This is a genomic window from Pararhodobacter zhoushanensis (assembly GCF_025949695.1).
Lineage (GTDB): Bacteria > Pseudomonadota > Alphaproteobacteria > Rhodobacterales > Rhodobacteraceae > Pararhodobacter > Pararhodobacter zhoushanensis_A.
Window position 1 is genome coordinate 61,454 of sequence record NZ_JAPDFL010000002.1, and the last position, 23,230, is coordinate 84,683.

18 protein-coding genes are annotated in these 23,230 nt (G+C 65.5%); 13 read left to right on the forward strand and 5 right to left on the reverse strand.

The window, feature by feature from the left end; genetic code table 11:
* Window positions 1-22: 22 nt before the first annotated feature.
* From OKW52_RS22405 to OKW52_RS22455, 11 genes are all read left to right on the forward strand, one after another.
* Complete coding sequence (locus OKW52_RS22405; protein WP_264507811.1) at window positions 23-1,492, forward strand: aldehyde dehydrogenase family protein; 1,470 nt, start codon at window positions 23-25, stop codon at window positions 1,490-1,492.
* A gap of 81 nt (window positions 1,493-1,573) precedes the next feature.
* Window positions 1,574-2,338 carry a coniferyl-alcohol dehydrogenase gene (locus OKW52_RS22410; protein WP_264507812.1) on the forward strand — a complete coding sequence of 255 codons (765 nt, stop codon included), beginning with the start codon at window positions 1,574-1,576 and terminating at the stop codon, window positions 2,336-2,338.
* Window positions 2,339-2,347: 9 nt separating this feature from the next.
* The gene (locus OKW52_RS22415; protein ID WP_264507813.1) at window positions 2,348-3,232 is read left to right on the forward strand and encodes an alpha/beta hydrolase; all 885 of its coding nucleotides are present in this window, start codon (window positions 2,348-2,350) and stop codon (window positions 3,230-3,232) included.
* 102 nt (window positions 3,233-3,334) lie between these two features.
* Entirely contained in the window at window positions 3,335-4,648 is a 1,314-nt protein-coding gene (locus OKW52_RS22420) for an ABC transporter substrate-binding protein (protein ID WP_264507814.1), read from the forward strand.
* 6 nt (window positions 4,649-4,654) lie between these two features.
* Entirely contained in the window at window positions 4,655-5,380 is a 726-nt protein-coding gene (locus OKW52_RS22425; RefSeq protein WP_264507815.1) for an ABC transporter ATP-binding protein, read from the forward strand.
* Window positions 5,377-6,102 carry an ABC transporter ATP-binding protein gene (locus OKW52_RS22430; protein WP_264507816.1) on the forward strand — a complete coding sequence of 242 codons (726 nt, stop codon included), beginning with the start codon at window positions 5,377-5,379 and terminating at the stop codon, window positions 6,100-6,102. The genes OKW52_RS22425 and OKW52_RS22430 overlap by 4 nt, the downstream gene beginning before the upstream one ends.
* Entirely contained in the window at window positions 6,095-7,018 is a 924-nt protein-coding gene (locus OKW52_RS22435; protein WP_264507817.1) for a branched-chain amino acid ABC transporter permease, read from the forward strand. Before OKW52_RS22430 ends, OKW52_RS22435 begins: the two co-directional genes overlap by 8 nt.
* Entirely contained in the window at window positions 7,011-8,000 is a 990-nt protein-coding gene (locus OKW52_RS22440) for a branched-chain amino acid ABC transporter permease (RefSeq protein WP_264507818.1), read from the forward strand. The genes OKW52_RS22435 and OKW52_RS22440 overlap by 8 nt, the downstream gene beginning before the upstream one ends.
* A gap of 523 nt (window positions 8,001-8,523) precedes the next feature.
* Complete coding sequence (locus tag OKW52_RS22445; protein WP_264507819.1) at window positions 8,524-10,824, forward strand: TonB-dependent hemoglobin/transferrin/lactoferrin family receptor; 2,301 nt, start codon at window positions 8,524-8,526, stop codon at window positions 10,822-10,824.
* 4 nt (window positions 10,825-10,828) lie between these two features.
* Window positions 10,829-12,553, forward strand: coding sequence for an ABC transporter ATP-binding protein/permease (locus tag OKW52_RS22450; RefSeq protein WP_264507820.1), 1,725 nt, complete (start codon window positions 10,829-10,831; stop codon window positions 12,551-12,553).
* Window positions 12,550-13,368 carry a ChaN family lipoprotein gene (locus OKW52_RS22455; protein WP_264507821.1) on the forward strand — a complete coding sequence of 273 codons (819 nt, stop codon included), beginning with the start codon at window positions 12,550-12,552 and terminating at the stop codon, window positions 13,366-13,368. The genes OKW52_RS22450 and OKW52_RS22455 overlap by 4 nt, the downstream gene beginning before the upstream one ends.
* Window positions 13,369-13,618: 250 nt before the next feature.
* Here the strand turns inward: OKW52_RS22455 and OKW52_RS22460 are convergent, their stop codons facing one another.
* Window positions 13,619-14,605, reverse strand: coding sequence for a siderophore-interacting protein (locus tag OKW52_RS22460; RefSeq protein WP_264507822.1), 987 nt, complete (start codon window positions 14,603-14,605; stop codon window positions 13,619-13,621).
* 295 nt (window positions 14,606-14,900) lie between these two features.
* On the opposite strand from OKW52_RS22460, the gene OKW52_RS22465 reads away from it, so the two are divergent.
* Window positions 14,901-16,601: an ABC transporter ATP-binding protein gene (locus OKW52_RS22465; RefSeq protein ID WP_264507823.1), complete on the forward strand. Its 1,701-nt coding sequence runs from the start codon at window positions 14,901-14,903 to the stop codon at window positions 16,599-16,601.
* A gap of 138 nt (window positions 16,602-16,739) precedes the next feature.
* Here OKW52_RS22465 and OKW52_RS22470 read toward each other — a convergent pair whose 3' ends face one another.
* The 3 genes from OKW52_RS22470 to OKW52_RS22480 are packed head-to-tail and all read right to left on the reverse strand — an operon-like array spanning window position 16,740 to window position 20,945.
* A complete protein-coding gene (locus OKW52_RS22470; RefSeq protein WP_264507824.1) occupies window positions 16,740-18,686 on the reverse strand; it encodes a tripartite tricarboxylate transporter permease in 1,947 nt (648 codons plus the stop codon).
* Window positions 18,687-18,746: 60 nt separating this feature from the next.
* A complete protein-coding gene (locus OKW52_RS22475; RefSeq protein WP_264507825.1) occupies window positions 18,747-19,835 on the reverse strand; it encodes a type 2 periplasmic-binding domain-containing protein in 1,089 nt (362 codons plus the stop codon).
* Window positions 19,836-19,865: 30 nt separating this feature from the next.
* The gene (locus tag OKW52_RS22480; protein WP_264507826.1) at window positions 19,866-20,945 is read right to left on the reverse strand and encodes a 4-oxalomesaconate tautomerase; all 1,080 of its coding nucleotides are present in this window, start codon (window positions 20,943-20,945) and stop codon (window positions 19,866-19,868) included.
* A gap of 109 nt (window positions 20,946-21,054) precedes the next feature.
* Between OKW52_RS22480 and OKW52_RS22485 the strand changes: the two genes are divergently transcribed.
* Window positions 21,055-21,948, forward strand: coding sequence for a LysR family transcriptional regulator (locus OKW52_RS22485; RefSeq protein WP_264507827.1), 894 nt, complete (start codon window positions 21,055-21,057; stop codon window positions 21,946-21,948).
* A gap of 278 nt (window positions 21,949-22,226) precedes the next feature.
* On the opposite strand, the gene OKW52_RS22490 is transcribed toward OKW52_RS22485, so the two are convergent.
* Window positions 22,227-23,156, reverse strand: a complete 930-nt coding sequence (locus OKW52_RS22490) for a LysR family transcriptional regulator (RefSeq protein WP_264507828.1) — start codon at window positions 23,154-23,156, stop codon at window positions 22,227-22,229.
* Between the last annotated feature and the right edge of the window lie 74 nt (window positions 23,157-23,230).

Consider the following 23,230-nt stretch of genomic DNA (forward strand, 5'->3'; position numbering starts at 1 on the left):
AGCGCGGCAAGGGAGGACGATCATGGACGGAACACCTAGCAGCTTTCTGCACGAAAGCGCCTGGACGGGGCGCATCTATTCCGGCGGCTGGACCAGCACTGGCGCTGAAACCGAGGTGACAGCACCCGCAGATGGTGCCTTTGTGGCACGGGTCGGCAAGGCCGGGGCGCAAGACCTGCACCGTGCCGCCAAAGCCGCCGCCGCCGCGCAGCCCGGCTGGGCCGCGACCCCGCCGCATCTGCGCGCGAAGATCCTGAACGCTGCCGCCGATCTGCTTGAAGCGAATGGCCCTGAACTGATGCCGTGGATCATCCGCGAGACCGGCTCGATCCCGCCAAAAGCGGGTATCGAGATCGAGCACAGCGCGGGCTTTCTGCGTGCCGCAGCGGCGGCGGCGGTTGAACCCGTCAGCCGCATCCTGCCCAGCATGGACGGTCGCCATGAAGAGGCGATCCGCGTGCCGCATGGCGTTGTCGGGGTCATCTCTCCCTTCAATTTCCCGCTGATCCTGTCGATCCGCGCCATTGCCGCCGCGCTCGCCACCGGCAACACCGTCGTGCACAAACCCGACCCGCGCACGCCGATCAGCGGTGGCTTCATCATCGCGCGGATCTTTGAAGAGGCAGGGCTGCCGCACGGCTGTCTGCACATCGTTCCCGGCGGGGCCGATGTCGGGGCTGCAATGTGCGAGGATCCCAACATCCCCATGGTCAGCTTCACCGGCTCGCCCGAGGCAGGCTCCAAGGTAGGCGAGGCCTGCGGGCGCAATCTCAAGCGCGTGCAGCTGGAACTGGGCGGCAAGAACGCCCTGATCATCATGGACGATGCCGATTTCGACCGCGCGGCGTCGAACGCCGCCTGGGGGGCGTGGATGCATCAGGGGCAGATCTGCATGGCGACGGGGCTGATCCTGGCCCCGCGCGCCATCGCCGGCAAACTGGCCGAGGCGCTGGCCGCCAAGGCTGCGCATCTGCCGGTGGGCGATCCGGCGACCGAACAGGTGGCGCTGGGGCCGCTGATCTCGGGGCAGGAAGCCTCGCGCATCGAGGGGATCGTGCAGGACGCGGTCGCCAAGGGCGCACGGTTGCTGGCGGGCGGCACGGCCAAAGGGACGATGTTCCCGGCCACGGTGCTGGCCGAGGTGACACCCGGCATGCGCGCCTTTGACGAGGAAATCTTTGGCCCCGTCGCCGTGGTTGCCGCCTATGACGGCGATCAGGACGCGGTGCGGCTGGCCAACCTGTCCGACTTTGGCCTTGCCGCCGGGATCATCGGCACCGATCTGGCCCGCGCCCGCGCCTTGGGCAACCAGCTCAAGGTCGGCCATCTGCACATCAACGACCAGACCGTCGCCGCCAGCCCCTTCGCCCCCTTCGGCGGGCGCGGGCGGTCGGGCAACGGCACGCGGATTTCCGGCCCGGCGCTGTGGGAGGAATTCACGCAATGGGTCTGGGTGACCACCCTGCCCGAGGCGCGCACCTACCCGTTCTGACCCTCTATCCCTGAACAGAAGACCACGCCGCCCCCAAACCCGGGGCGGGTGGCGGCTCCGACCCTCTTGAAAGGCACTCTTATGACTTTGCACGGCAAAACAGTGGTCGTGACCGGCGCATCCTCGGGCATTGGCAGTGAGGTTGCGCGGCTGGCGCGTTTCCACGGCGCGCGGGTGATCGGCATGGACCGCAATGACCCGATGGTCTCGCTCGACGGATTTGTGTCGGTGGATATGGCCGACCCGGCGTCGATCGACGCGGCGGCGGATGCGCTGCCGGAAAAAATCGACGCGCTGGTGAACTGTGCCGGGATCTCGGGGCTGGCGGATCGCGATCTTGTCGCGAAGATCAACTATCTGGGCCTGCGCCATCTGACCGAAGCACTGGTTGCCAAGCTGCGTGGCGGGGCGGTCGTCAACATTGCGTCGATCCTTGGCTTTGACTGGCGCGAGCGGTTGGAGGCGCACAAGACATTGGCCGCAACGCCGTCCTTTGCCAAAGGCGCGGCCTGGCTGGACGCCAATCCAGTACCGCAAGCGACCTGCTATCAGTATTTCAAAGAGGCGTTGATCGTCTGGACCAAGACGCGCGGCTTTGAGCTGTTCATGCAGCACGACATCCGCATGAACTCGGTCGCGCCGGGGCCGGTGATGACGCCAATCCTGGGTGAATTCGTGCAGATGCTGGGCGAAGACCGCGTTGCAGCCGATGCGAGCAAGATCAAGCGCCCCGCCATCCCCGACGAGATCGCCCCGCCCGTGGTCTTCCTGTGCTCGGACGCCGCCCGCTGGGTGGTGGGGATCAACCTGCCCGTCGATGGTGGCATCGACGCGCTTTATACTTGAGGCCGGATCATGTCCCAAGATCAGCTGATGGCCGTCCTGCAAAGGGGCGCGCAGAATCCGCCGCCGCTTGAGGGCGGTCCCCAGGCCTTGCGCGCGTGGTTTGAAGGGTCGATGGCCCCGGTCCCCACGGCTGAGGGGGTCAGCATCGAGCCGCTCGATATCGATGGGCTGCCCTGCGAGTTGTTGCGCCCCGACGGCGCGGCAATCGGGGATCTGCTGCTCTATTTTCACGGCGGCGGGTTTGTCTTTGGCTCGCCCCGTTCGCACCGGGTGATCGCGTCGAACCTCGCGCGCGCCAGCGGCAAGACGGTGCTGTCGGCGCAGTACCGACTTACCCCCGAGCACCCTGCCCCCGCTGCCCATGACGACGCCTTCGCGCTGTGGAAATGGGTGCTGGCGCAAGGCTATGCGCCGGGGCGTGTTGCTATCGCCGGGGATTCGGCGGGCGGCAATCTGGCGCTGGCGACCGCGGTGCGGGCACGGGACGCAAAGCTCCCGCTGCCCGGCGCGCTGGTGCTGCTCTCACCCGCGCTCGACTTTGCCGACGAGGGCGAGTCGCATCGCAGCATGGCCGATGCGCCGCTGGTGAATGCCGCGTTCAGCGCGATGTTCACCGGGGCGTATCTGGGCGCGCTGGACCGGCGTTCGCCGCTGGCCACCCCTTTCGCGGCCAGTCTGGCGGGGTTGCCGCCGGTTCTGGTGCATGTCGGCACCTGGGAGTTTCTGCGCGACGACAGCGTCACCATCGCCGAGCGCCTGCGCGCCGCCGGCGTTCGCGTCGAGCTGAAACTCTGGGAGGGCATGTGCCACAACCATCAGCTTTGGGCCCCCTTCATCGACGAGGGCATGGCCTCGTTGGATGAGGCCGGGGCATTCGTGCGCGCAACGCTTTAGACCACCGAACCGACCACCCTGCCGCCGAGACCGATGCGCGCTGAGGAGACGCGCCGAGGATCTCTGGCGGGGTGATTTCTGCAACCCACGGGAGGAAACCGCATGTCCAAACCAACCCACTCTACCGCGCTGACGCGCCGGTCGTTCAATCGTTTGCTGGGGGCTGGCACCGCCGCGCTGATGGTGCCCGCCACTGCCCGCCGGGTGTCGGCGCAGGACGCGGACACACTCCGCATCGGCTTTGTCGGGCCAAGGTCCGGTCCACTGGGCATCTTCGGCGACGGCGATGCGTTTCTGGTCGAGCACTTCAACCGCACCCATGTCGACGGGATCGAGATCGGCGGGCGGCGCTACGGCGTGCAGATCCTGCTCGCCGATACGCAGTCTGACCCGGTGCGCGGCAGTCTGGTGACGCGCGATCTGATCACGGGCGAGGCCCCCGATCTGATCATCACGGCCTCGACGCCCGAAACGGTGAACCCCGTGGCGGATGCCTGTGAGGCGGCGGGCGTGCCCTGCCTCTCGACCACCGCGCCGTGGGAGAGCTTTTACTTCGGACGTGGCGCGCGTCCCGGTGCCCCCTCGCCCTTCCGCTGGACCTATCATTTCTGCTTTGGCACCGGGAATTTCGTCACCCTCTATGACGATCAGTGGCAACAGGTGCAGACCAACCGCAAGGTCGGCATCCTCGCCCCCAACGATGCTGACGGCAACGCGATCCGCATGGGTCTGCTGCCCGCCCTGGCGGAAAAAGGCTGGGATATTCTGGATCCCGGCCCCTATGAGAACGGCGCGGGCGACTTCACCCGCCACATCGCCGCCTTCCGCGATGCGGGTGTCGAGATCGTCAACGCCTTCCCCTTCCCGCCCGACTTCCCGGTCTTCTGGCGACAGGCAGCACAGCAAGGATTGGCGCAGCGGGTCAAGGTGATGCAAATGGCCAAGGCGGGGCTGTTCGCGGCCGAGCTGGAATCGATGGGGGCGCTTGGCTACGGTCTGCACGCCGGTGCCTATTGGCACCCGGAGTTCCCCTTCGCCTCGGCCGCAACCGGGCTGAACAACACCGAGATCGCGCAGGGGTTTGAGGCCGCGACGGGCAAGCAGTGGAACCAGCAGGTCGGAGCAACGGCCAGCCTGCTTGACGCGGCGGTGGCCGCGCTGCGCGCCTCGGGTGCACCCAGGGACAAGGCGGCGGTGGCGGGTGCGCTGGCGACCTTGCGCTGTGACACGGCGGTTGGGCCGATCGACTTCACTGCCGGACCGGTGCCCAACTGTGCTCAGACGCATCTGGTCGGCGTGCAGTGGAACCGCGCGGCGCAGGGTCCGTGGCAATACCAGCTCGACGTGGTGTCGAACGCCGATCATCCGGCTGTGCCGTTAACGGCGCCGATGACCGCCTACCAGTTGGGGGGCTGACCCAGCATGCAGGCGATCCTGTCGGGGACCGGGTTGGTCAAAAGCTATGGCCGTCTGCGCGCGGTGGACGGTGTCGATATCGCCGTCCAGCCGGGCGAGGCGCTGGGGATCGTCGGTCCCAATGGCGCGGGCAAAACCACGCTGTTTGGCGCCTTGGCCGGGGCGTTTCCGCTCAGCGCGGGCGAGATCCGGCTGGACGGCGCGGTGATCACGCCGCTGCCCGCGCCCCGACGCTGCGCGCTGGGGATCGCCCGCACCTATCAGGTGCCGCGCCCGTTTCTGGGGATGACGGTGTTCGAGAATGTTCAGGTCGCTGCCCGTGCCGGTGGCGATCTGAAAACCGAGGCGTCGATTGACCACGCCGCGCAGATCCTGGGCGCAACCGGACTGCGCGCGATGGCCAACCGACCTGCCGGGGCGCTGGGACTGCTCGACCGCAAGCGGCTGGAACTGGCCCGCGCCCTGGCGACCAGACCCCGCGTTATCCTGCTGGACGAGATCGGCGGCGGGCTGACCGAGGGCGAGCTGGACGTGCTGGTCGCCCTGATCCTGACCCTGAAAGCGCAGGGTCTGACCATCGTGTGGATCGAGCATATCCTGCATGCGCTGTTGCGCGTCATCGACCGGCTGGTCTGCATGGCCGAGGGGCGCATTCTGGCCCAAGGCTCTCCGCGCGCGGTGATGGACGACGCGCAGGTCCGGGCCGCCTATCTGGGGAGTGACCCCGAATGACCCTGCTGTCTGTCGAGACTGCCACGGCCCGTCACGGGTTGCTGACCGCCGTCAACGGCGTGTCGCTGACGCTGGACCCCGGCGAGGTCGTGTGCCTGATCGGGGCAAATGGAGCGGGCAAGACGACCCTGATGCGCGCCATTGCCGGGGCGCATGTGCTGGCCCACGGGCAGATCCTGCTGAACGGGCAGGACATGACCGCGCTGCCGACCCATCGCCGGGTCCGCGCCGGCATTGCGCTGTCGCCGGAAGGGCGGCGGTTGTTTCCCGAGATGACCCTGCGCGAGAACCTGAGGATCGCCGCCGAGAATGGCCGTCGCGGTGACTGGACGCTTGAGCGTGTTCTCGCGGCTTTCCCCCAGCTCGCCCCGCTGATCGACCTGCCGACCGGCGGATTCTCTGGCGGACAGCGGCAGGCCGCTGCGATTGGCCGGGCGTTGATGGCAAATCCGGACGTGCTGCTGCTGGACGAAGTTTCGCTGGGCTTGTCTCCTGCGGCGGTAGAGGGCGTCTATGCCTCTTTGACGCAGGTGCGCGCCGCTGGCCGCATGGCGATGCTGGTCGTCGAGCAAGACCTGACCCGCGCCTTGGCTTTTGCCGACCGGGTGATCTGCATGGCCGAAGGGCGGGCGGTGCTCGCGGGCCGCCCCTCTGACCTGACCCGCGCGGCGATTACCCGCGCCTATTTCGGACTGACCGAGGACGAGGTGCAGCATGTTTGAGACCTATCTCAATGCCGTGGTGCAGGGCGTCCTGCTGGGTGGCTATTACGCGATCATCGCCGCCGGGCTGTCGCTGATGTTTGGCGTCGTGCGATTCATCAATCTGGCGCATGGCGACTTTCTGGTGCTGGGCGCGATGCTGGCGCTGTTCGCTGTCGAGCAGATAGGCTGGCCGCTCTGGCTGGCGCTGGTGACGGTGCTGCCGGTGATGGCGGCACTGGGCTGGCTGATGCAGGGTCTGATGTTCGAGCGTGCGCTCAAGGGGGGCGCGCTGGTGCCGATCCTTGTGACCGTCGGTCTGGGCGCGGCATTGCAAAACGCGATGTTCGGCCTGTTTGGGTCCAACACCCGGTCGCTGGGAGCCCATATCGGTACGCTGTCGTGGTCGGGCTGGCTGTTGCCCGGCGGGATCAACGTCGGCGCGCTTCCGGCGCTGACCTTCGTGCTGGCAGTCGTTGTGCTGGGCCTGCTGCATCTGGTGCTGACCCATACGCCGCTGGGCCGCGCGATCCGTGCCACCGCCTCTGACCCCGAAGCCGCAGAGTTTTCCGGCGTCGATGCCCGTCAGGTTCACCGCGCCGCCGCTGCAACCGCCATGGCCTTGGCAGCGTTGGGCGGCGTTCTGCTGGCGATGCGGGCGCAGGTGACGCCCTATTCCGGTCCCGCGCAGCTGATTTTCGCGTTCGAGGCCGTGGTGATTGGCGGCATTGGCAGCCTGTGGGGCACGCTGGTGGGCGGGATCATTCTGGGCGTCGCGCAGACGCTGGGTGGCACGATCTCGGCACAGGCGCCGCTGTTGGCCGGTCATCTGGTGTTGCTGGCGGTACTGGCATTCCGGGTGCTGCGTGATGAGGCCCTGTCGCGGGGTGGCTGGTCCGCCTTGCTGCGCCGCACGGAAGGAAAATCCAATGTCTGAGCGTCTCTTGCCCATGCCCGGCGCGGACCGCCACCTGATCGGCGGGGCCTGCGCGCTGCTGGTTCTGCTGGTGCTCGCCCCGGTGGTCGCGCCCGCGCTGGTGGTCGACAAGCTCACGCAGTTGGGCATCTACGTCCTGCTCGCTTTCATGTGGAACCTGCTTGCCGGGTATGCGGGTCTTGTCTCGGTGGGGCAGCAAGCCTTCGTCGGTTTGGGCGGCTACGCGATGGTGCGGCTGGTCGAGGCGGGCGTCGGCCCCTTCCCCGCGTTGGTGCTTGCACCCGTGCTGGTGGCCGGGGTGGCGTGGTTGCTTGCGTGGTTCGTGCTGCGCCTCAAGATTGGTGAATTCGCCATTGCCATGTGGGTGATCGCCGAGGTCTTCCGCCAGGTCGTCATGTTCGATCCGCTGGTGCAGGGCGAAACCGGCACCTCGCTGATCGCGCTCAACGCCTTTGACCCCGAGGTGCGGCGCACCGTGATCTATCTGCTCACCCTTGCGGCGGCGACCGGGGCGCTGGTCGGCAGCTACCTTTTGCTGCGCGGACGGTTGGGGGCCGAGGCACAGGCGATCCGCGATGACGAGGAAGCCGCTGCGGCGGTCGGCGTCAGCACCTTCCGCGTCAAACGTCTGATCTTCGTGGTCGCTGCCGCGGGCTGCGCACTGGCGGGGACGCTTTGGCTCGCCTCGGCCATCACGTTTCAGCCCCGGACGGGGTTTGGGATACAATGGACCGTGTTCATGCTGTTCATGGTGCTGACCGGAGGCCTCGGCACCTTCGCCGGGCCACTGGTCGGCGCTGTGCTGCTCATGGCGTTGCAAGAGCTCTTCGGCGATATCGGTGCATGGTATCTGTTTGGCGTCGGCGCGCTGGCGATCGGTTTCGCGCTGTTCCTGCCCGGCGGGCTGGTCGGTGCCTTGTCCAGACGACAGGGCAGAGAGCCGCTGACGATGCGCAGGCTTCTGGCCGACACGCGACGGTAGCGCGGCCTCCCTTGTCCGCCGCGCGTTGACGCTCATGGTGTGCGGCATCCTCTATCTGTGGCTCATTTCCCTGCTGGTGCCGCGCCTAAGCCCGCGCCCCTCTGCTCAACAATTCGGGCTTGCCGGTGAACGCGTTTCCTGAAGTTCCCGGCACTTTCCGCCGTTGGCGTCAGGATCAGGGAAGCGATGCCCTGCGCGACGAAAGCCGTTACAAAGACAAGCGTGCGACCGGGCCAATGCCGCGGATCCGTTGCTGATCGGCAACATGTGCGGGTGCCCGGTGCTGGCAGGCGGAATACCGCTTGCTAAAGGTGACTATAATTGTCAGGTAATGCGCATCCAGCGGGCGGGGACCATCGCGTCCCCCAGCGGCCAGATCCCCGACCATCATCGACCCGTTTCGAGGCACTCGCGGCCCACTCGGCAATGCGCACGCATTGACAGGGTCCGCGCCCCTCAACGTTCACCTCGCCAGCGACCTGCCAGCGTCTCAGAAACCGCCCGTCGCGGCAGGATAACACTTATGACATCTCACCATCTGACCGCGCCCGGTGCGCGGTCATCCCACCAGTGTGCGCGCTTGTTGGCCACCGTCGGAGGCCTGGCGCTGTGCGCGGCGCTGGCACCCGGGCTGGTTCAGGCGCAGCAGAACGCATCGACCGCAGCGCCCCAATGGCTTGGCCGGATCACCTATTTCACCAGCCGCCTGCCGCGTCCTGTGCTGGAAGTCCCCGCAACCGTAACGGTGATTGACGGCGAGGATCTTCAGGAACAGGGCGTGACCGACATGCAGCAGCTGACGCGCTACGTGCCGGGACTGACGGTCAACCGGCAGATCAACGCGGCGCAGCCTTTCAATGATTTCGATGGCTTCAACATGCGCGGAGTCGGCGGCAACAGGGTGCTGACGCTGATTGATGGCTCTCGCCTGCCGGAACGCATCACCGACGGCACGCGCGATTACCTTGATTTCAGCTTCATCCGGCAGGCGGAAGTCGTGCGCGGCCCGGCGTCGGTGGTCTGGGGGGCGGATGCGCTTGGCGGTGTTGTTGCGCTGCAAACAATCACCGCCGAGGACATGTTGCAAGGCCGGGACCGCGGTGGTGAAACCCGAACGGGCTATGACAGCTATACCCACACCCGCACCGCCTCGGTCACCTTCGCGCAACGCCTTTCGGACTCGCTGACGCTGCTGGTTGGCGCGTCAACCCTGGCCGCAAACGAACCTGAAACGTCGACTGCTTCGGCCAATGGCGGGCTTTACAGCGACCTCTGGGGGGGCTGCCCGCGCGATCTGGCCGCCGGTGCAACCCCGTGCAACCAGTTCGACCCGACCGATATCGAAACCCAGCGCGGCCTTGTCCGGCTGCACTGGACGCCGACCACCGAGCATAGTTTCGATTTCACCGCCGACCTGATGCGCAGGGTGACCACGGTTGCCTTCGACCAGAACCTCGGCCTCGTCACGGGGTCGACAAACACTGTTCAGGTCGACGAACGTCAGCAGGATCTTCGCCGTCAGCGCTATGCGCTGAGCCATGAATGGACGCCCGAAAGCGGCGTCGTCGATTCATTGACCACGACCCTGTCGTATGCGCCGGGCGGATATGCCACCTATCGCGTCCGGCGCCATGTCACGGGCACGGGCGAGCTTGTCCAGACCGAGGACTGGCTCGATTACGACGAGGCCTTCACCGAGTTCGACATACAGGGCGTGCGCAGCTTCAGCTTGGGCGGGGCCGAGCACGCGCTGACGTTCGGCTTTGATGGCGACGTGACCGAAACCGATTACTACCGCGCCAGCCGCGTCTGGAACCAGACCACCGGGTCCGACGTGACCACCTTTGCGGGCGGCTTCAACTTTGCCAATTCCACGACGACGCGTGCGGATATCTATGTGCAGGACCGCATCAGCCTTGCCGGTGGCCGGTTCGAACTGACGCCGGGCCTGCGCTATGCAACCTACGAGATCGACCCGCGCCCGAATGCCGATTACGCCGTCGTGCCCGGGTCCGAACCCGTGGCCCGTCGCAGTGCCGAACTGCTGGGAAGTCTGGGCGCGCGCTGGGAGATATCGCCGACATGGACACTGTGGAGCAACATCGGCCAGGGCTTCAAGATGCCAACCGCGCAGCAACTCTATACCTCGCTGCCGGGGACGTTCTTTGACCTTGTCCCGGCACCGGACCTGCTGCCCGAGCACGTGCTCAACGTCGAAATCGGCGCGCGGGCCGAGGCTGGCTGGGGCTACCTGTCGGTCAGCGCGTACCATGCGGATTATTCGGACTTCATTCAGTCGTTCTACAACCCGCCCGGCACCAATGATTACACCTATCGCAACATTTCCGAACGCGAAGTCTGGGGTATCGAGTTTGCGGGCGAGTACCGGCTGAACACTGAATGGACGCTGAACGGCTCGCTGAACTGGCAGCGCGGCGTGGATCGCGTGACACCCGCCAGCGCCGAAACCCGTGCCGATCTGCGTGAACTCAGCGGCGTCGTTGGCCTCAACTGGCAGCCCGCAGGAAGCCGCTGGTCGATGGACAGCTACCTGCGCTTCGCGGATGGGGTTAAGGAAACCGCCTCCGACACCGGATTCCGCCCGGCAGGCTACGGGTTGGTCGATCTCTTTGCCCGCTACGAACTGACCGAAACAGCCGTGCTCAGCATCGGCGTGACCAACCTCTTTGATCGGGCCTATTTCACCGATTCAGCAATCGGCGTCACGACCTCTCCCACCGAGGCGGTTGCGCGGCAGAACCCTCTCGACCTGCGCCTCGGTTCAGGGCGCGAGATCACCGTCGCGCTTCAGGCGCGGTTCTGACGCGATGGGCGTTGTGCTCAAACGCCTGGGGCGACTGGCCTGGCTGGCCGCCTCGGGACCGGACCGGGGGCTCATGGGCGCCTGGTCCGGACTCGGCCTTTTCGTGCTCATCCTCGGTTTCGAATTCTCTGGCGTCTGGCTTTCGGTTCAGATGATCAACTGGTCCAAGGTCTTTTACGACGCGCTGGAACAACTCGATGCGGTTGAAGCGCTGCGCCAGATCGGCGTCTTCGCGATTCTGATCGCCGCGACTGCCGGCGCGTCCCTGATCGGCACCTGGCTGACCAAGCAGTTGCAGATTGCGTGGCGCCAGCGACTGACCGAAAGGGCGCTCAATCAATGGCTGACCGATGGCGCTTACTGGCATCTGCGCCCCGGCCTCAGCCCCGATCCGATCGACAACCCCGATCAGCGTATCGCGCAGGATTGCAACCTGTTCATCGAATACCTGCTCGAATTTTCCGTTGACATGATCGCCCGCTCGGTCGCGTTGGTCACTTATCTTGCCGTGTTGTGGAACCTTTCGGGCTTTCCGCTGTCGCTTTCGTTTGTCGGAATCGACATCATCGTCCCGCGCTACATGATCTGGGCGGCCTTCCTCTATGTCGCACTTTCGACGCTGATCACCCATCTGCTCGGCAAGCCGCTCAAGAACCTCGCCTTTCGACAAGAGCGCGTCGAGGCCGATTTCCGGCACGGCTTGGTTCAGGTGCGCGACAACGCCGATGCCATCGCCCTGGCCGGGGGAGAAGACGCCGAGCGGCGGCGGCTGGCGGCGCGCTTTGCCCGCCTCAGGGACAATTGGAAACAGCTGATCGGGCGGGAGTTCATTCTGGGTCTCTATACCCAGCCTTACCGCTACACCGTCCTGCGCATTCCGACCTTTCTGGCTCTGCCCGCCTATTTCGGCGGGGCAGTGACGCTGGGCGGGTTGATGCAGACGGCCAGCGCGTTTTCCAACGTCACGACCACGCTGAGCTATTTCGTGTTCTACTACGCCCGGATCGCCCGCTTTGTCGCCGTATCCGAGCGGCTGGACGGGCTGTTCCTTGCGACCGCCGCGCCCCGTCCCGCACCCGATGCGCCGCGCAGCTTGCTGCGGGTGACCGGCGGCGGCGACCGCCTGCGCCTGTCGGGCCTTCAGCTCTTTACCCCGTCGGGGCGGGCGCTGGACCCGGTTCCCGACTGTACCATCACGGCCGGGCAAAGGATCTGGATCCGGGGTGCTTCAGGGCGCGGGAAAACGACACTCCTTTCCGCGCTGCGCGGTGTGTGGCCTTATGGCACGGGCAGTATCACGCTGCCCGATGCCCCGCTGATGGCGTTGCCGCAGGTTCCCGTCGCGTTCTCGGACGGGCTTTTGGCAACACTGTCCTATCCGCTGGATCCGGCAAGTTATGACCGCGCAATGCTGGATGCGTTGCTGCGCAAGGTCGGGCTGGAAGCGCGGCTTGTAACCACCGACGGGCCCGGCACCCTGCAGGGTCTGTCGATGGGCGAACGTCAGCGGCTGGCGCTGGCCCGCGCGCTGCTCTTGCGTCCGCGCTGGCTGTTGCTGGACGAAGCGACAAGCGCGCTTGATCCCGCGTCGGAAACCCGGCTTCTGGCGTTGCTGCGCCGCGAGCTGCCACAGGCGACGATACTTTGCGTCGCGCACCGCCCTCCTGTCGGGCTGGATCCCGATGGCGAGCTGGCTATCGGTCCCTTTGATGAAAGGATCAGCGCATGACACCTGCGCCCGGAAAATGGCTCTATCCCGCCGATGGCACAACGCCCGGCCACACGCAGGTGATGGCCGAGATGGCCCGCGCCCCTGCGGTTCTGCTCGGCGAGCGGCATGACCGCGCCGACCAGCACCGCTGGCAGATGCAGGTCGCGGCCGGGTTGCTGGCGCACCGGCCCAAGCTGGTGATGGGGTTCGAGATGTTCCCGCAGCGGCTGGATCCTGTACTGGCCGACTGGGTTGCAGGCAATCTCGACGAGGCTCAGTTTCTCGAACGGGCGGAATGGAGCAAGGTCTGGGGGTTCCCGGCCGAGCTTTACCTGCCGCTCTTCCACTTCTGCCGCCTGCATCGCGTCCCGATGGTCGGCCTGAACTGCCGCCGCGCGCTGGTCAGCGACGTGGGTGCCGGGGGCTGGGACAGCATTCCCGTCGAGGCCCGCGAGGGGATCACCCCCTCAGCACCGGCAAGCCCCGCCTATCGGCGCTACCTGTTCGATATCACCGGCGGCGCGCGACCTGACCGGGCAGCGCAAGGGCCTGACGACCCGGCATTTGACCGCTTCGTGCGGGCGCAGCAGACCTGGGACCGGGCCTTTGCCTGCCGCATCGTCGAGGCTGCACAGCGCTGGCCGGATGCGCTGGTCGTCGGGATCATCGGGCGCGGTCATCTGGAGTACCGCGGCGGCACGCCCGCGCAGCTTGATGACCTCGGCTTCAGCGGCGCGCGCGTATTGTTGCCGCAAGAGGCAGGCCCGACGGCAACGCCCCCTGCCCCCGATCTGGCCTGCGCGGTCTACGGCTTGCCGATGGTGCCGGACTGACAGGTCCGGCGCAGCTGTCTGGAGTAGATCCAAGTCCCGCGTCGCTGGGTTTTTCAGACGATCTGCTGTTGCCCGGCCCCTGAACATGGCGTGCCGTCAGGGTCGGGCAATGCGGCGAGGACCGGCTGGAACACGTGTCCGGACTGCCTGTCCGCGTGATCATTGACCCCAAGACCGTTCGCGCAGTGCCGGTCCCGCGCAAACAGTCCTGACGTCAAAATCTGCGGCTTTGGCGCTGGCTTGCGGGCGGCTACCGGCCTGCAGTCCAGTAGGTCGCGGCGCGGAACTCGTCAGGACCAAGCCCCATCGCGGCGGCGATCTCGCGCGCGGCGGTTGCCTCGGACCGTTCGCCCGCGAAGAAAGCCGAGCGCGGCCCGTCCGGCAGCGACAGCCGGTGCAGCAGTGACAACAGATCAACACCCGCGCCGCGCGCGATCCACGTCAGCGACAGCCCGTCCGGCAGTGCCACCTCCTGAGCGTCTGCAAGATCGGGCACCAGCACGAAAGCGTGCCCGCGCGTCCCAGGTTCAGCGGCCTTCAAGGCGCGCAGGATCACTGGAAGCGCCGTCTCGTCGCCGACAAGCCCCAGCCACGGCGCTTGCCGAACCGCCTTGCCACCCGGTCCCGCGATCAACATCGCGTCGCCCGGTTGCGCGGTCGCGGTCCATTCGGTCACCCGCCCGCCCTCGTGCACAAAGACATCGGTGTCCAGCCAGCGCCCCTCCGGGTCCAGCGCGACGATGGTATAGGGCGGGCGGTGCCATGCGTCGATGCCGCCGGGCCATTCCACGCCCGCCTCGCCCGTCCGCGGCCAGTCGGCACCTTCAGGGCCAAGAACAAAGCGGAAATGCGCACTCTGGCCATCCATGAACGCCGAGAAATCACCCGCCAGTCTGACCCGGCGGAAGTTTGGCGAGATCTGCCTGATCGAAACCACCCTTGTCATCGTCATCTTCGGCGGTTGCAGACCCATCCAATGCGGCACCGCGTCGAAAGCCGTCGCACAGAACCCGTTGATCAGGTCGACCAACGCGCTCATCTGCTGCGTCTCGGTGGCAGCCACGCTGATCTGCACCCCTCGCGGATGGGCGGCAGCGGTGACGACACCGGCGCTGGAACGGATCGTCACCTGACCCTCACGGCTCTCGACGGCAGCGCCACGGGCACGTGCGCGCTCGGCCAGCGGGGACAGCGCTGTACGGGCCTCGATAGGCAGCATTCCGGTTGCGGTGGGCATTGGGAGCCTCCTGACCTGTTCGTCAATCTGACGAGACAGACCACGGATGATCTGCTGCGCTCTCGTCGGTTGAAATCTGGGAACGAGGCGGGCTATCGGGCTGGCACGTGTGATGTAGCCTCGGCAGCTTGTGGGGTCAAACGGTGTCTTGCCCCAGCGCCGTTCATCCCCCCGAAAATCCGCTTTCAAGTGGTCTTTCTTGCCACGCCGATCTTGCCGCGCGCCACTTTTGCGCGCAAAAACCTTGCGGTAGCCAGCCTTCGGTCAGCCAACCCCCAACGCCTGAAGGTCGCCCATGCTCAGTCAGTTCTTCGCCTACTATCGTCCGCACATGCGCCTTTTCTGGCTGGATTTCGGCTGCGCCGTGCTTTCGGGACTGCTGGAACTGGCCTTCCCGCTGGCCATAGCGGGTTTCATCGACCACCTGCTGCCGCGTGGCGAAGTCGGGCTGACACTGTGGGCAGCAACGGCATTGGTGCTGATCTACGTGATCAATGCGGGGCTGATGGCGGTGGTGATCTATTGGGGCCACAAACTGGGTATCACCATCGAAACCGAGATGCGCGCCCGCGCCTTCGCGCATCTCACGCGCCTTAACTGGCGCTGGTTCGACAAGGCCGAGACCGGCAAACTGGTGGCCCGCGTGACCCGCGATCTTGAAGAGATCGGCGAGGTCGCACACCACGGGCCCGAAGACCTGTTCATCGCGATCATGACCTTCGTGGGCGCCTTCGCCCTGATGCTCTGGTTCCACGTCCCGCTGGCACTGATGACCGCGGTCATCGTGCCGGTGATGGTCATCCTGCTGGCGGTCTATGGCGGGCGCATGACGCGGGCCTGGCAGTCGATTTATGGCCGTGTCGGACAGTTCAACGTGCGGCTCGAAGAGACGCTGGGCGGCATCCGTGTGGTGCAGGCCTTTACCAACGAAGCGCATGAACGAGAGCTCTTCGCACAAGCCAACAACGACTACCGCGCGACCAAGCTGGACGCCTACCGCATCATGGCGGCAGCAACCACGCTGCAGTACATGGGCCTGCGCCTTGTGCAGGTGATCGTGATGGTGGCAGGCGCCGTCTTTGTTTTCGCAGGCACCCTGTCGACAGGCAGTTTTGTGGCGTTTCTGCTGCTGGTCGGGGTGTTTTTCCGCCCGTTGGAAAAGATCGCTGCGGTCATCGAAACCTATCCCCGTGGCATCGCGGGCTTTCAGCGTTTTCAAGCGCTGCTGGCCGAACAGCCGGACATCGCGGACGGCCCCGATGCCCGGCCTGCGCCCGCCTTCGCGGGACGGATCGAGTTTGACGATGTGGCGTTCACCTATGACGGCGCGCAAGGCGTGTTGAACGGCGTTTCGCTGGTCGTCGAGCCGGGTCAGACGGTGGCTCTGGTCGGGCCGTCGGGCGCGGGCAAGACGACGTTGATGGCCCTGTTGCCGCGTTTTTACGAGCCGACCGGTGGCGACGTCAGGATCGACGGCATCCCGGTGCGCCAGATGACGCTCGAGAGCCTGCGCAACCAGATCGGGCTGGTGTCGCAAGATGTGTTTCTGTTCGGCGGCACCCTCAGGGAAAACATCGCCTATGGCCGACTCGATGCCAGCGAGGAAGAGATCCTGTCCGCCGTCGAGAACGCGCAGCTGCAAGATCTGGTAGCGCGGATGCCCGAGGGGCTGGAGACAAGGGTCGGTCAGCGGGGGGTGATGCTGTCCGGCGGTCAGAAGCAGCGGGTCGCCATCGCGCGGGTCTTCCTGCGCAACCCGCCGATCCTGCTTCTGGACGAGGCAACATCCGCCCTCGATCGGGGCACCGAACGCAAGGTGCAGGCCGCTCTTGAAACGCTTTCTCAGGGCCGGACCACCTTGGTCATCGCACACCGGCTGCAAACCATTCGTCACGCTGACCTGATCGTCGTCCTGAACGAGGGCCGGATCGTTGAAAGCGGTCGCCATGATCAGCTCGTGAACCGCCGATCCGCGTATTTCTCGATGGTGGATTGAGTGTGACCTGCCCCTGAACTTGATCCGCTCCCCAACGTCGGACCACCCGAAGGCCGCGTTTTCCGGCGTTGATCAGGGTCGCGGGCTGGTGGTGCCGGACTGTGCGCCATTGCCTCGCGCAGTCCGGCCCAAACCGGCTCAGCTGAGGACGGACATGAGCAGGCCCTCGGGAAGGCGCAGGGACATGGCCGTGGTGATGCCATAGATGAAAGCAACGGCCGCACTGGTCAGGATTGCAGCGCGAAGCAGCGGGGCCTTTCCGGCGACGATCAGGAAGACCGGAAAGAAGATCGCCATCGCCGCCAGAAACCCGATCAGCCAGATTGCGGCAACCACGGCGATGAAGACACCAAGGTAAAGCTCGCGCCCGGACCAGCGCCCTTGAAGGGCCAGCGCCGCGTCATCATCGTGGATCGCTGAGGCCCGCGCTCCGTAGAGATGGGTCAGCACCCAGAGCGCGCCGCCACCCGCCAGAAGCCCGATCGTGAGCGGAAACACCTGGCCAAGGAAGCTGAGCCCCAAGGCGGTGACGATACAGGCACCCGACGCCGCGAGGAACAGCGCGGCAAAGGCAAACTGGCGCGGCCGGGTCGCATTTGCAGCGGGATCGGTGTCGCCCTCGCTCGATATCTCGGTGCCGTAGCGCAGGCCAAGAACCACCGAGGCGACCGTAATGCCAGCGATGATCAGCACGCCCGGCCGCCAGATCCAGTCCCAGTCGTAGAACTGGACAGCCTGATAAAGATAGCCCTCGGCCCCCGGCGCGAGCACAAAACCGATGAGCAGTGCCGGACGCGGCCACCCAAAGCGGCGCATATAAAGTCCGACCGCCCCCATCACCAGCAGCGCCACCAGATCGGCGATGGACCGCGTTGCCTGATAGGCGGCAAACATGGTGATCATGATCATGAACGGCGCGAGATAGACGAAGGGGATCTGCGTCAACCGCGCGACATAGCGCGCCAGCAAGACGCAAAGCCCGGCGCCGACGATATTGGCCAGCGCGAGGGACCAGATGATCGTGTAGGTCAGGTCAAGCCGCGTCTCGACCAGCGTGATGCCGGGCTGGATCCCCAGCAGCACCATGCCACCAAGGAACACCGCCATCGAGCCCGAACCCGGCACGCCGAAAAGAAGCGTCGGGATCAGCGCGCCGCCCTGACAGGCGTTGTTGGCGGATTCCGGCGCGATAACGCCGCGGATGTCACCCTTGCCGAATTGCGACTTGTCGCGGCTGGTCTGCACCACATGGCTGTAGGCGATCCAGTCGACCACCGCGCCGCCAAGACCCGGCAGGGCGCCAATGACACAGCCGAGACCCGCGCAGCGGGCCACCAGCCAAGGGTGACGCAGCACATCGCGCAGACCTTTGCCCCAGCCGCCGCCCAGCCCGGTGGTCTCGGAGATCGCGGTGCCGCGCTTGAGAAGGTCGATGATCTCGGGGATGGCGAACAGGCCCATCGCCACCACGACCAGCGGAATGCCGTCATACAAATAGTCGATGCCCAGCGTCATCCGCAGCTCGCCGGTCGCAGGCGCGGTCCCGATCACGCCGATGATCAGCCCGAGGCCCGCCGCAGCAATGCCCTTGGCCAGACTTCGGCCCGAAAGCACCGCGACCATTGACAGGCCGAAGAGCGTGAGCATGAAGAGTTCGGCCGAGGAGAAAGAGAGAACCAGCGGTCGCGCCAGGACGATCGCCACCGACAGGACCAGCGCGCCGATGACACCGCCGAACAGCGAACTTGCAAAGGCTGCCGACAGGGCGCGGGCGGCCTCACCCTTCTTGGCGAGAGGGAAGCCATCGAGCACCGTTGCCTGACTTGCACTGGACCCGGGTATCCCCATCATCACCGACGTGAACGTGTCACCTGTCGGGATCACAGCAACCATGCCGATGAGCATGCCAAGCGCCGAGGTCGGATCCATCCCGTAGAGAAACGGCAGCAGGATAGACATGCCGGCGATGCCGCCCAGCCCGGGCAGGATGCCCACCACCAGGCCGACGAGGACGCCGATCACCAGAAATCCCAGATGCGCGCCGGTGAAGACCTGACTCAGCGCAAGAAGTGCGGCGTCCAGCATGATTGTCCCTCCCAAAATAGAACGTCGACGGAACCTCCTCGGGGTTCCGTCGACAATGCGTCACAGGTTGACGTTGAATTCGTCGCGCAACCAGGTGACCAGATACTCGCGGACCGCCGGGTCAATCTCCAGTGCTTGCGTCAGCGCGGCGTCGGCCTCGGCCCCGACCAGCTGCTCATAGACACCCAGCTCCTCGCCGGCGCGCTCACGGAAGTCCGGCGCATCGACGATCTGTTGCGCGGCGGCCGTATAGGCAGCAAGCATTTCGGCTGGGACATCGCGGGGCAGAACCATCATCTTCTGCAGCGAGAAACCGGCGAGCATCAGCGACTGCCAGGCCGCAAAAGCCTGCCCCTCAGGCGCAGCACCCGTCGCCTGCTCGAAGAACTCGACAAAGGTCGGCAGGTCGGGGAAGGACGGGTCACGCACGACCGAGCCATCGGCGTTGACCACGCCAAGCGCGAACAGCGGAATTGCGTTGCCCGAGTCTACCAGCGGTACGACACTGTTGAGATAGGCGGGTGTGGTCTGGAAATCGATCCCGGCCTCACCGCGCTCAAACGCCAGACGCCCGGCGCCACGGCTTTCCATGCCAAAGACCGGACGTATGGAAAGACCCAGCATCTCGAAGGCCAGCAACGCTGGCAGTTCAAGCCCGGTCGCGCTCTGCGCCGCAAAGCGGATATCGGCGGCGCGCAGCGCCTCGATGTCACCCGGCCCGGTCACGCCGTAGCGCGGTGCGATATAGACCACGCCGCCGGTCGGCGAGGCGAGGACCGCAGTCCAGTTGGCATAATCGTAGCGCACACGCGGATCGCCCAAGATCGCCGGGAACTGCGTCGAGGCCGAGGTGCCCAGTACCTCAAAACCGCTCGAACCGGCGCGCGCCGCGAACTGGTTCGCGCCGGTGATCGAGCCGCCGCCGGGCACGTTCAGCACGACCACGTTGGGGTTGCCCGGCAGGGCCTGACTAAATTGCGGGGCGAAAAAGCGCGCCCAGACATCGGTGCCGCCACCAACGCCGAACGGAATTGTCCATTCAACGTTCTGGCCCGAGAAGTCCTGGGCGATGGCGGGCATTGCCACGGGCGCGAAGGCCGTCGCGCAAACGAGGGCCGCCCGAAGGCTAATGGCTTTCAGGATGGTCATGGTTTCTCCTCCTCCTAAGTTAAGTCTGGGTCAGGCAGCGACGTCGCGCACGTGGACGACGCCGTCCAAGATGCGCCGCGCGGTACGGATGACCGACACGCGGGTCACTTCGCCGGTTTCCGGGTTCTGTTCGATCTCGATCGGCGTGCTGCCCGACGGGTGTTCGATCTGCAGCAGGCGACGCCCTTGGGCATCCGGCTGAGGCAACGCGGCAAGCGCGTGGGCAACCGAACCGGGCGTACAGCAGGCGGCGGCAATGCAGACTGCGCCGGTCACGGCAACCGCCGTATGGCACGAATGCGGCATGAAATAGCGGGCGCGGATCGTGCCCCCGGCCGCAGGGGGCGATACCAGAATGGGTTTCGGAATGACGAGGTCGGCCACATTGCCCAGCCCCATCGCCCTGCCTGCCTGCAGCCGGATGGCTTCAAGCTGCGCCATGAAGGAGCGGTCGCCATCAAGCGCGGCGGGACTTTCGCCGCCGGTTTTTCCAAAGCTTCGAGCATCGGCCATCATCGCAGCGACTGCCATATCGATCAAACTGACGTCATACCCGTCGATCATCTCACGGATTTGCCCGCTGGGCAGGAATTTCCCGGTCTTCGAGCCTGCGGCATCGAGAAACGCCAGGCGGATCGGGGCGGCGGTGCCCGGAACGCCGGCGATGGCCGTTGTTCCGTCATAGGTCACCCGGGCATTGGGCGTCTCGACGGTCGCTTCGATCAGCTTGCCGGTGTTGACGTTGTGGATCACCAGACGCGTCAATGGGTCGCCAGCGGTGACGAGACCGCGCTCGATGGCGTAGGGCCCTACCGCGGCAAGCATGTTGCCGCAATTGGGCGCGGTGTCGACCAGAGCGCGCTCGACGTTGACCTGCGCGAAGAGGTAATCGACGTCCGCCCCCGGAACCGTGGCCGGGCCGACGATGGCGACCTTGCTGGTCAGGGCATTGCCGCCGCCGATCCCGTCGATCTGCAGCGGGTGACCCGAGCCGAGCGCCGAAATCAACATGGCGTCACGGGCTGCGGTGTTGGCCGGGAGATCTGAGGCCAGAAAAACGGGGCCACGGGAGGTGCCGCCACGCATCAGAACGCAGGGTATTGTCGGCATTGGCGGGTTCCTCCTCACTACGGTCGCTGTCCGACCGCTTGAAGGAACCTTGCCATTTGCCTTCTTTTGTGTGAAATGCATTTTTCACACTGTTTAATGCGCTAGACACATGAATATAGATCTCGAAGACCTCCGCGCCTTTGTCGCCACCGCCGAGATGCGCAATTTCGGAACGGCAGCCGAGAGCATCCATCTGTCGCAGCCTGCCCTGACCCGGCGCATCCAGAAGCTTGAGCAGGCTTTGGGCGTGACATTGCTCGAACGGACCACGAGGCGGGTCGAGCTGACGGCGGTCGGACGCGATTTTCTGGGGCGCGCGCGGCGGCTTCTCGACGATTTCGAGACATCGCTGCTGTCGGTTCGTGAAATCGCCGAACGCCGGTCAGGTCTGGTCAGCATCGCCTGCATTCCGACTGCGGCTTATTACTTTCTCCCCGACGTGGTGCGCGCCTTCAACACGGCCTATCCCGCCATCCGCATACGCATCGTCGATGATGGCGCGAATGAGGTGCTGCAGAGCGTTCTGAACCGCGAAGTCGATTTCGGCATCACCCTCCTTGGCGCTGACGATCCCGATGTCCTGTTCGCGCCGCTGGTCGAAGAGCCGTTCATGCTGGCGTGCCGCACCGACCATGAGCTTGCAAAACGGGCATCGGTGACCTGGAGCGATCTGGCAGAGCATCGCTTCATCACCGTCGGGCGCTCCAGCGGTAACCGGCTTATCATCGACCTTGGCCTTGGGCGGGCCGGGATACGGCCAAAGTGGTTCTACGAGGTCCAGCACCTGTCGACGTCGCTGGGCCTTGTCGAGGCCGGGCTGGGTATCGCAGCCCTACCGCGCATGTCCCTACCGACGGGCGACCATCCGACGATTGCAAGCCGTCCACTGAAGGACCCGGTGGTGACACGCACCGTGGGTCTGGTCCGGCGTGTCGGCTCGACACTGTCACCCTCAGCCGAGCGCTTTTACACCATGATGATGGAGCGGTGGCAGGACAGGTAAACCGACTGCCCGCGCGCAGTTCCCATCACCGGGACCTGTCCTGCGCTTTGCAAACCCGATCGGTTCCGCAGCCCCCTTCGCGCCACAGACGCAGCCGTCGCTATTGCGCCGGGGTGGTGCGAGAAGAAACGGATCACGGCACAAGAAACCCCTTTGGATCCTGGCTTCTAAAGGCCCTGACCCTGCCCGAAGGGCCCAATAACCCAACAATCCCAGGGCGGGTTCTCGTGCATCGGCGTCAGGTCGTCTGCTCATTTGCGTGTACTTGACCTGCGCACTCACGCACCGATCAGCGTGGCATCCCAGCGGCCCGAGGTCACGCCGTTGCTTACCAACTCGATCAGCAACGCGCGAACTACCTCCTGCACATAGGTCTGCGGCCGATCCGCAAGCTCGCAAAGATAGAGCGTGCGCGACAGCGACGGCTCGATGATGGGCCGGTAGGTCAGGGTTCCATTTGCGATCGCTTCACTGACCGAAAGCTTGGTGCCGATGGTGCAGCCCAGCCGCTCGCGCAGCGCGCCGGATATGGCCTGAACCGAATTCATCTTCAGCACTGCGCTGCTTTCAATGCGCTTGAGCAACGCGACTTCGTCCAGGATCGGCCCTGACGAGACGCCCTGCTGCATCATGATGATCGGCAGGGACATCATTTCCTCGACTGTGATCGGCACCTCGGCGTTGCCCAGTAGCTCCGGCGCGCCGACGCAGCCCATCCGCTCACTGAGCAAGGGGCTGGACTTGAGCCTTGCGTCGGTCGGCGGGTTATAGACCAGCGCCATGTCGACCTCAGAGCGCATGAGGAAGGCCAGCGTCGCGCCAGACAGACTTTCATTCAGGCTCAGCTGGACACGGGGATGGTCGGCCATCATCCGTTTTGCCAACTGCACCCCGATCGCCTTGACCGCCGAATAGGCCATGCCGACGCGCACCGTGCCTGAGATTTCCTTGCCCCCCTCGCGGATATCGGCCACCGCAACGTCGATGGAGCGCAAGATGGACGTGGCGTGCTGGTAAAGCCGCTCTCCGGCGGCAGTGGGGCTCATGCCCCGGGGTTTGCGGATGAATAGCGGCGTGGCCAGCTCGGTCTCAAGACGCGTCAGGTGATAGCTCAGCGCGGTCGTGGCGATATTCACCCGCGCCGAGGCCGCCAGAAGCGAGCCGTTGTCATAGATTGCCTGAAAGTAGCGCAACTGTCTGATGTCCATCGGGCGCAAGCTTTCTATTTTTTAGACACATCCTGTCGAAACTATGTAATTTTTATCCCTCACAGGCAAGGCTA

Coding starts and splice junctions, on each gene's coding strand:
- OKW52_RS22470 (WP_264507824.1), bottom strand. CDS start 18,686: ATGCTGGACGCCGCACTTCTTGCGCTGAGTCAGGTCTTCACCGGCGCG.
- OKW52_RS22485 (WP_264507827.1), top strand. CDS start 21,055: ATGAATATAGATCTCGAAGACCTCCGCGCCTTTGTCGCCACCGCCGAG.
- OKW52_RS22440 (WP_264507818.1), top strand. CDS start 7,011: ATGTCTGAGCGTCTCTTGCCCATGCCCGGCGCGGACCGCCACCTGATC.
- OKW52_RS22445 (WP_264507819.1), top strand. CDS start 8,524: ATGACATCTCACCATCTGACCGCGCCCGGTGCGCGGTCATCCCACCAG.
- OKW52_RS22420 (WP_264507814.1), top strand. CDS start 3,335: ATGTCCAAACCAACCCACTCTACCGCGCTGACGCGCCGGTCGTTCAAT.
- OKW52_RS22410 (WP_264507812.1), top strand. CDS start 1,574: ATGACTTTGCACGGCAAAACAGTGGTCGTGACCGGCGCATCCTCGGGC.
- OKW52_RS22415 (WP_264507813.1), top strand. CDS start 2,348: ATGTCCCAAGATCAGCTGATGGCCGTCCTGCAAAGGGGCGCGCAGAAT.
- OKW52_RS22430 (WP_264507816.1), top strand. CDS start 5,377: ATGACCCTGCTGTCTGTCGAGACTGCCACGGCCCGTCACGGGTTGCTG.
- OKW52_RS22435 (WP_264507817.1), top strand. CDS start 6,095: ATGTTTGAGACCTATCTCAATGCCGTGGTGCAGGGCGTCCTGCTGGGT.
- OKW52_RS22490 (WP_264507828.1), bottom strand. CDS start 23,156: ATGGACATCAGACAGTTGCGCTACTTTCAGGCAATCTATGACAACGGC.
- OKW52_RS22465 (WP_264507823.1), top strand. CDS start 14,901: ATGCTCAGTCAGTTCTTCGCCTACTATCGTCCGCACATGCGCCTTTTC.
- OKW52_RS22475 (WP_264507825.1), bottom strand. CDS start 19,835: ATGACCATCCTGAAAGCCATTAGCCTTCGGGCGGCCCTCGTTTGCGCG.
- OKW52_RS22450 (WP_264507820.1), top strand. CDS start 10,829: ATGGGCGTTGTGCTCAAACGCCTGGGGCGACTGGCCTGGCTGGCCGCC.
- OKW52_RS22480 (WP_264507826.1), bottom strand. CDS start 20,945: ATGCCGACAATACCCTGCGTTCTGATGCGTGGCGGCACCTCCCGTGGC.
- OKW52_RS22425 (WP_264507815.1), top strand. CDS start 4,655: ATGCAGGCGATCCTGTCGGGGACCGGGTTGGTCAAAAGCTATGGCCGT.
- OKW52_RS22405 (WP_264507811.1), top strand. CDS start 23: ATGGACGGAACACCTAGCAGCTTTCTGCACGAAAGCGCCTGGACGGGG.
- OKW52_RS22455 (WP_264507821.1), top strand. CDS start 12,550: ATGACACCTGCGCCCGGAAAATGGCTCTATCCCGCCGATGGCACAACG.
- OKW52_RS22460 (WP_264507822.1), bottom strand. CDS start 14,605: ATGCCCACCGCAACCGGAATGCTGCCTATCGAGGCCCGTACAGCGCTG.